Origin of the sequence: Xanthomonas sp. 3498 (assembly GCF_014199795.1) — a bacterium.
GTDB classification, from domain to species: Bacteria; Pseudomonadota; Gammaproteobacteria; order Xanthomonadales; family Xanthomonadaceae; genus Xanthomonas_A; species Xanthomonas_A rydalmerensis.
This window is the reverse complement of record NZ_JACHOH010000003.1, coordinates 675107-681980: the sequence shown is the minus strand read 5'-3', so window position 1 is coordinate 681980 and position 6874 is coordinate 675107. Positions and strand designations below refer to the sequence as shown.

At 72.9% G+C, this 6874-nt stretch carries 5 protein-coding genes; 2 read left to right on the top strand and 3 right to left on the bottom strand.

The features are described 5' to 3' along the window. Positions 1 to 337: 337 nt before the first annotated feature. The 3 genes from GGR66_RS12745 to GGR66_RS12735 all read right to left on the bottom strand — a co-directional run bounded on the left by GGR66_RS12745 (position 338) and on the right by GGR66_RS12735 (position 3867). Positions 338 to 1525 carry a copper resistance protein B gene (locus GGR66_RS12745; protein WP_184448465.1) on the bottom strand — a complete coding sequence of 396 codons (1188 nt, stop codon included), beginning with the start codon at positions 1523 to 1525 and terminating at the stop codon, positions 338 to 340. Beyond that, complete coding sequence (locus GGR66_RS12740) at positions 1522 to 3339, bottom strand: copper resistance system multicopper oxidase (RefSeq protein WP_184448464.1); 1818 nt, start codon at positions 3337 to 3339, stop codon at positions 1522 to 1524. The genes GGR66_RS12745 and GGR66_RS12740 overlap by 4 nt, the downstream gene beginning before the upstream one ends. Before the next feature lie 120 nt (positions 3340 to 3459). Further along, positions 3460 to 3867, bottom strand: a complete 408-nt coding sequence (locus GGR66_RS12735; RefSeq protein ID WP_184448463.1) for a CopL family metal-binding regulatory protein — start codon at positions 3865 to 3867, stop codon at positions 3460 to 3462. Between the two features lie 116 nt (positions 3868 to 3983). Between GGR66_RS12735 and GGR66_RS12730 the strand changes: the two genes are divergently transcribed. Then, positions 3984 to 4424, top strand: a complete 441-nt coding sequence (locus GGR66_RS12730; RefSeq protein WP_184448462.1) for a heavy metal-responsive transcriptional regulator — start codon at positions 3984 to 3986, stop codon at positions 4422 to 4424. Beyond that, a complete protein-coding gene (locus GGR66_RS12725) occupies positions 4421 to 6859 on the top strand; it encodes a heavy metal translocating P-type ATPase (protein ID WP_184448461.1) in 2439 nt (812 codons plus the stop codon). The genes GGR66_RS12730 and GGR66_RS12725 overlap by 4 nt, the downstream gene beginning before the upstream one ends. Positions 6860 to 6874: the final 15 nt, after the last annotated feature.

The following is a 6874-nucleotide window of genomic DNA, read 5'->3' as shown; positions in this document are numbered from 1 at the left end:
GGGAGCCGATCTACGATGCAAGCTCTAAGCTTCAGGAGCGACTGGACTTCCCACACCTCCTCCGATGATCAGTCGGAAGACATGACGCCTGTTTAGGGGCGCCAGGTCCAGATACAAGGAGCGGCTTCAGCCGCGACGGGCTTTCCCGGTAACGCCCCTCGCGGCTGAAGCCGCTCCTACAAAGGCACGTCTTCGTTGTTCGTGCCTGGATGGTGGCGATAGGCGCACATGCAGTTGGGGCACCGCGAACGCCGGTCTAGCGGCGGTGCCGTGTTTCGCCAAGGCGGCGCGTCTTCTGCGCCGCCGTTCGCCATGTGCTACGGCGCGCCGCCGTGGCTCAGAACCAGAACCGCAGGCCGGCGACCCAGCGCGTCTCGCGCATGGCCTCGCCAGCGGCGCGACGCTGATCGGCGGTGTCGCCGAAGCGGCGCACGTGCTCCACGCCGACATACGGCGCAAACCGGCGCGTGACTTCGTAGCGCAGGCGCAACCCACCCTCCACGGTGGTCAGGCCGCTGCCGGTGCGATGCGCCGGATCGTCGCGCGCTGCCAGTTCGGCTTCCAGCCGTGGCTGCAGGATCAGGCGATTGGTCAGCAGCACGTCGTACTCGCCTTCCAGGTGCAGGCTGGCATGGCCGCCTTCGCCGACGTAGAGCATGGCCGACACCTCGAACTTGTACGGCGCCATGCCTTGCACGCCGAACGCGGCAGAGGTCCGCGCGTGGCCCGGCGCGAACGTCTGCCTGCCGCCGATCAGCACGTCCCACCAGGGCGAGATCGCGCGGCCATAGGCCAGTTCCAGCGAGGACGCAATGGTGCGGCCGCCCTCGCGTTCGCCGTCGCTGCGCAGCCATAGCCGGTCGATGTCGCCGCCGTACCAGCCGCGCGCTTCCCAGGCCTGGCCGCTGCCATGGGCGTTGTCCCAGCCCTCCAGGCGATCGACCAGCAAATAGCCGGTGCGCGAGGCGCCGTGCGCCATGCCGTGGTCGCGCAGCACCGGGAACGCGGCCGCACGGTCGGCCGCGGTGATCGGCGGGATCGGCTCGCGCGGCAGCGGCGTGTTGGCGCTCGCGGGACAGTGGCACGCGGTCGCTGTCGGGGCAGGCGCGGGGGGCATCGCGTGGTCCATGCCGTCGTGCGCGGAGTGCGCGTGTTCGCGGTGATCGCCCTGCGACGCCGGCGCGGGCGCGTGGTCCATCGTGGCGTGGTCCATGCGAGCGTGCGACATGGCGTCGGCGTGCTCTGCCGTGGTCTGCGTGGCAGGCGCGCCTTGCATGGCCGGCACGTGCGCGGCATGCCCCACGGCTGCGTGGTCCATGGCGCCATGCGTTGCCGTGTCGGGCTGCGCTGCCGCCGCGTCCGCCATGGGCACGGCGGCAGCGGACGCAGGGCAGGCGCAGCGCGCGGCAGCTGCGTCGGCGCCGGTGTCGGCAGCATGGGCATGCTGCGCCTGCGCTGCGGCGTGCGCCAACAGCAGCGCCAGGCCGGTGGCCTGGGCGAGCGGAGCGAGGCGCGAGCGGCTCATGCGTCCACCCGCACTTCGCGCATCATGCCGCCGTCCATGTGATACAGCAGATGACAGTGGTAGGCCCAGCGCCCCAGCGCGTCGGCGCGCACGCGGTAGCTGCGGCGCGTGCCCGGCGGCATGTCCACGGTGTGCTTGCGCACCTGGAAGCGGCCGGCGGCATCCTCCACGTCGCTCCACATGCCGTGCAGGTGGATCGGGTGCTGCATCATCGTGTCGTTGACCAGCACGATGCGCAGGCGCTCGCCGTAGTTGAGCCGCAACGGTTCGGCGCTGGCGAAGGGAATGCCGTCGAAGGACCAGGCGAACTTCTCCATGTTGCCGGTCAGGTGCAGCTGGATCTCGCGTCCCGGCTCGCGTCCGTCCGGATCCTCGAACAGGCTGTGCAGGTCGGCGTAGGTCAGCACGCGGCGGCCGTTGTCGCGCAGGCCGATGCCCGGGTCGTCCAGCCGCGGCGCGGTGGCGGAGGACTGCATGTCCACCAGCGGATTGCCGCGTTCGCTGCGTGGATGCGCAGATGCCGCGGCAGCGCCTGCAGTTGCGTGCGCGGCGTGCTCCATGCCCGGCATGCCGGCCATGGGCATGCTCGCGCCGCAGCCGCCCTCCATGCCGTGCATGGCCGTGCCCGCGCCGTGGTCCATGCCGGCGTGCCCGGCCATCGCGTGGCCCATGTCCTGCATGCGCAGCAGTGGGCGTGGATCGTTCGCCGGCACCGGCGCCTGCAGCCCGTCGCGCACGGCCAAAGTACCGCGGGCGTGACCGGTGCGCCCCATGTCCTGGGCGAACACCGTATAGGCGTCCTGGCCGCTGGGTTCGACCAGCACGTCGTAGGTTTCGGCCGCGGCGATGCGGAACTCGTCCACGCTCACCGGATGCACGTACTGGCCGTCGGCGGCGACCACGGTCATCTTCAGCCCGGGGATGCGCACGTCGAAGTAGCTCATGCTGGAGGCGTTGATGAAGCGCAGCAGCACCTTCTCGCCGGGGCGGAACAGCCCGGTCCAGTTGCCGGCCGGGGTCATGCCGTTGAGCAGGTAGGTGTAGGTGTTGCCGTTGACGTCGGACAGGTCGCTGGGGGTCATGCGCATGCGCCCCCACATGCCGCGGTCGGCGAGGGTGGCGCGCAGCCCGTCCTGCCGCGCGTCGCGCAGGAAATCGCCGACGGTGCGCTGGTACAGGTTGTCGTAGGACGGCATCTGCTTCAGCCGCCGGAACAGCGCGGCCGGGTCCAGGTCGGTCCAGTCCGACAGCAACAGCACGTGCTCGCGGTCGTAGCGGTACGGCGGCGGGTCGCGCGGGTCGATCACGATGGCGCCGTACAGCCCGGCCTGCTCCTGGTGCAGCGAATGGCTGTGGTACCAGTAGGTGCCGGACTGGCGCAGGGCGAAACGGTACTGGTAGGTCTCGCCCGGATAGATGCCGTCGAAGCTCATGCCCGGCACGCCGTCCATGTTGGCCGGCAGCAGCAGGCCGTGCCAGTGCACCGAGGTCTGGGTGTGGCCGGGCAGGCGATTGGCCACGCGGATGGTCACGGTGTCGCCTTCGCGCCAGCGCAGGATCGGTGCGGGCACGCTGCCGTTGACGGCGATGGCGGGGCGCTCGCGCCCGGTGAAGTTGACCCGGGTGCTGCCGATGCTCAGGTCCAGGTCGGTGCCGTGCAGCACGTAGGGTGCGGCGCCGTTGCGGGCGAGCGCGCTGGCCTGGGCGCTGCGCAGCGGCAGCCCGCTGAGGCCGGCGGCGGCGCCCAGCGCCAGCCCGGTGACGAAGCGGCGCCGCGACGGCAGCGCCGGCAGGCCGGAAGAAGATGCGTTCATGTGTCAGGTCCATAAGCGGATGCGATGTGCCGCGCAGCGCCGACGGGGCGCTGCAGGCACGGACGCGGCAGCGTCTGTGCGCCGCCGCCAGGAGACCGCCCGTGGGGCGGCCGCTCGCGCTCAGGCGCTGGGAGGGCGTTCCAACCGCGGCAGGCCGGGCGCACCGTGCGCGGCCTGGGAAGCGGCGGCGACCAGGGTGCGGGGCATGCGCGGCAGTGCCAGCGGCATCGCCAGGAGGGCCGGCAACGGTTGCGCATGCGGACATTGGCAGCCCGCCATGCCGCCGCAGCCGCCGTGCTTGCCGGCATGGTCGTGGCAGGGGCCGTCGTGATCCGTCGGTGGCGGTGGCGGCGCGTCGTGGCAGGGCATCGCCGCATGCGCCGGCGCCGCGCTGGCCATCGTGGCAGCCGTGTCGTGCGTCGAGGGGCCGTGCGTTGCCATGCCCGGCATCGCCATGGCGGCCGCGGTGCCGTTGAGCAGCAGGCTCAGGCACAGCAGCAGGCGCATCAGGACGGCGAAGGTCGGCACAGGCGGCAGGGTGACGGCGGGAAGCGCAGAGGATACCGAAGCCGGCGTGGGCGGCAAGCGACTGCCGCGCGGGAAGGCTTGACTCTGGACCCGACTCCAGGGAGTAGGGTGTGCGCATGCGATCCGATCCCGCCACCGTCCGCTTCACCATCGGCGCGCTCGCCCGCCAGGCCGACGTCGCCATCGATACCGTGCGCTACTACGAGCGCCAGGGGCTGCTGCCGCCCGCCCCGCGCCGCGCCTCCGGCTACCGCGAGTACGACGCCGCGGCGGTGCAGCGGGTGCGCTTCATCCGCCGCGCCAAGGAACTGGGCTTTTCGCTGGAGGAGATCGGCGAGCTGCTGGCGCTGCAGGACGATCGCGTGCACGGCGTGGAGGGCATCAAGCAGCGCGCCAGCGCGCGCCTGCAGGCGCTGGACCGGCGCATCGCCGAACTGACCGAGATGCGCGACACCCTGGCGGTGCTGGTCGAGGAGTGTCCCGGCCGCGGTGTGCCGGACGCCTGCCCGATCCTGGGCGACGTCCGCGGCGATGCCGCCGGCGAGCCGCGGCGATGAGCGCGGACCGCGCCACCGCCTCGTTGACCTTGCCGGTGCAGGGCATGACCTGCGCCGCCTGCGCGGCCGGCGTGGAGAAGGCGTTGCAGCGCCTGCCCGGGGTCGCGGCGCAGGCCAGCTACGCCGGCGCGCGCGTGCAGGTCGACTACGACCCGCAGCAAGTGGACCTGCCGACACTGCTGCAGCGCATCCAGCAGGCCGGCTACAGCGTGCCGACCCAGACCCTGACCCTGGAACTCAGCGGCCTGCATTGCGCCTCCTGCGTGGCGACGATCGACGCGGTGCTGGCGAAGACCCCGGGCGTGCTCGCCGGCCACGCCAACCTGGCCTCGGCCAAGGCGCGGGTGGAGATCGTGAACGGTGCGGTCGCGCCGGCGGAGCTGATCGCGCGGATCGCCCGTGCGGGATTCGGCGCGCGCGTCGCGCAGGCCATGGACCCCGAGCAGCTGGCCGAGCGCGACCGCAGCGAGCGCCGCGCCTGGCGGCGCGAGCTGGGAATGTTCGCAGCGGCGGTGCTGCTGACCCTGCCGTTCTGGGGGCAGATGCTCGGCATGCTGGACGGCGACGCCTTGCGCGGTGCGCACGCCGAGCCGCTGCCGCGCTGGCTGCAGTGGCTGCTGGCGACGCCGGTGCAGTGCTGGGTCGGCGCGCGCTTCTACCGCGCCGGCTACCGCGCGCTGCGCAACGGCAGCGCCAACATGGACGTGCTGGTCGCGCTGGGCACCGGCATGGCCTATCTGTACAGCGCCGTGGTCACCGTGGCCGGCCTGCACGACCAGCACGTGTACTTCGAGGCCAGCACCAGCGTCATCACCCTGGTCTTGCTCGGGCGCCTGCTCGAGGCGCGCGCCAAGCGTCGCACCACTGCGGCGGTGCGCGCGCTGCTCGACCTGGCGCCGACCACCGCACGGGTCGAGCGCGACGGCGTCATCGTGGAGGTGGATGCGGCGGAACTGGCGGTCGGCGACGTGTTCGTGGTCGCTGCCGGCGAGCGCGTGCCGGTGGACGGCGAGGTGCTCGACGGCCACTCCAGCGTGGACGAGGCGATGCTCTCCGGCGAGGCGCTGCCGGTGGCCAAGGCACCGGGCAGCCGCCTGCATGCGGCCACGGTCAACCAGCTTGGCCTGTTGCGCGCGCGCGCCACCGGCGTTGGCGCGGACACGCTGCTGGCGCAGATCGTGCGCATGGTCGATGCCGCGCAAGGCTCGCGCGCGCCGATCCAGCGCCTGGTCGATCGCATCGCCGCGGTGTTCGTGCCGGCGGTACTGGCCATCGCCGCGATCACCCTGGGCGCGACCTGGGCGCTGGGCGGCAGCTTCGCCGACGCCCTGGTGCACGCGGTGGCGGTGCTGGTGATCGCCTGCCCGTGCGCGCTGGGCCTGGCCACGCCGACCGCGATCATGGTCGGCACCGGCGTCGGCGCGCGCGCCGGCATCCTGATCCGCGACGCCGAGGTGCTGGAACGCGCCCGCGCGCTGACCGCGCTGGTGGTCGACAAGACCGGCACCCTGACCCTGGGCCAGCCGCAGGTGACCGCGGTGCTGGTCGCCGACGAGGCCGAGGCCGCGCCGCTGTTGCGCCTGGCCGCGGCGCTGGAGACCGGGTCGGCGCATCCGCTGGCGCGCGCCATCGTGCAGCGCGCCGCCGACCTGGGCGTGCGCGCGGCGGTGCCGGCGCCGCTGGCCGAGGCAGTGCAGACGCTGCCGGGGCAGGGCGTGCGCGGCCGCGTGGACGGGCGCGAGGTCGCGCTGGGGGCGCTGGCGTGGCTCGACGGCCTGGTCGCCGTGCCGGCCGACCCGACGCTGCGCCGCCAGGCCGAGGCGGCGCAGGCGCAGGGCCAGAGCGTGGTCGGGGTGGCGGTGGACGGCGCCGTGGCCGGCTACATCGCCATCGCCGATCCGCTGCGCGAGGACGCCGCCGAGGCGGTGGCGTTGCTGCAGGCGCGCGGTATCGCCGTGACCATGCTCAGCGGCGACAACCGCCACGCGGCGCAGGCGGTGGCCGCGCGACTCGGTATCGAGCAGGTGCAGGCCGAGGTGCTGCCGCAGGACAAGGCCGCGCATGTGCGCCAGCTGCAGGCCGTGCCGGGCGCACACGTGGGCATGGTCGGCGACGGCATCAACGACGCCCCGGCGCTGGCCGCGGCCGACGTCAGTTTCGCCATCGGCAGCGGTTCGGACATCGCCATCGAGGCGGCCGACGTGGTGCTGATGCACGGCGACCTGGCCGGCGTCGCCGCCGCCATCGACCTGTCCGCGGCGACCGTGCGCAAGATCCGCCAGAACCTGTTCTTCGCCTTCGTCTTCAACGGCCTGGGCATCCCGCTGGCCGCGTTCGGCCTGCTCAACCCGGTGATCGCCGGCGCGGCGATGGCGCTGAGTTCGGTCTCGGTGCTGGGCAACGCGCTGCTGCTGAATCGCTGGCGTGCGCAGTGAGCGCGTGTTCGATTT

Coding starts and splice junctions, on each gene's coding strand:
- GGR66_RS12745 (WP_184448465.1), bottom strand. CDS start 1,525: ATGAGCCGCTCGCGCCTCGCTCCGCTCGCCCAGGCCACCGGCCTGGCG.
- GGR66_RS12740 (WP_184448464.1), bottom strand. CDS start 3,339: ATGAACGCATCTTCTTCCGGCCTGCCGGCGCTGCCGTCGCGGCGCCGC.
- GGR66_RS12730 (WP_184448462.1), top strand. CDS start 3,984: ATGCGATCCGATCCCGCCACCGTCCGCTTCACCATCGGCGCGCTCGCC.
- GGR66_RS12725 (WP_184448461.1), top strand. CDS start 4,421: ATGAGCGCGGACCGCGCCACCGCCTCGTTGACCTTGCCGGTGCAGGGC.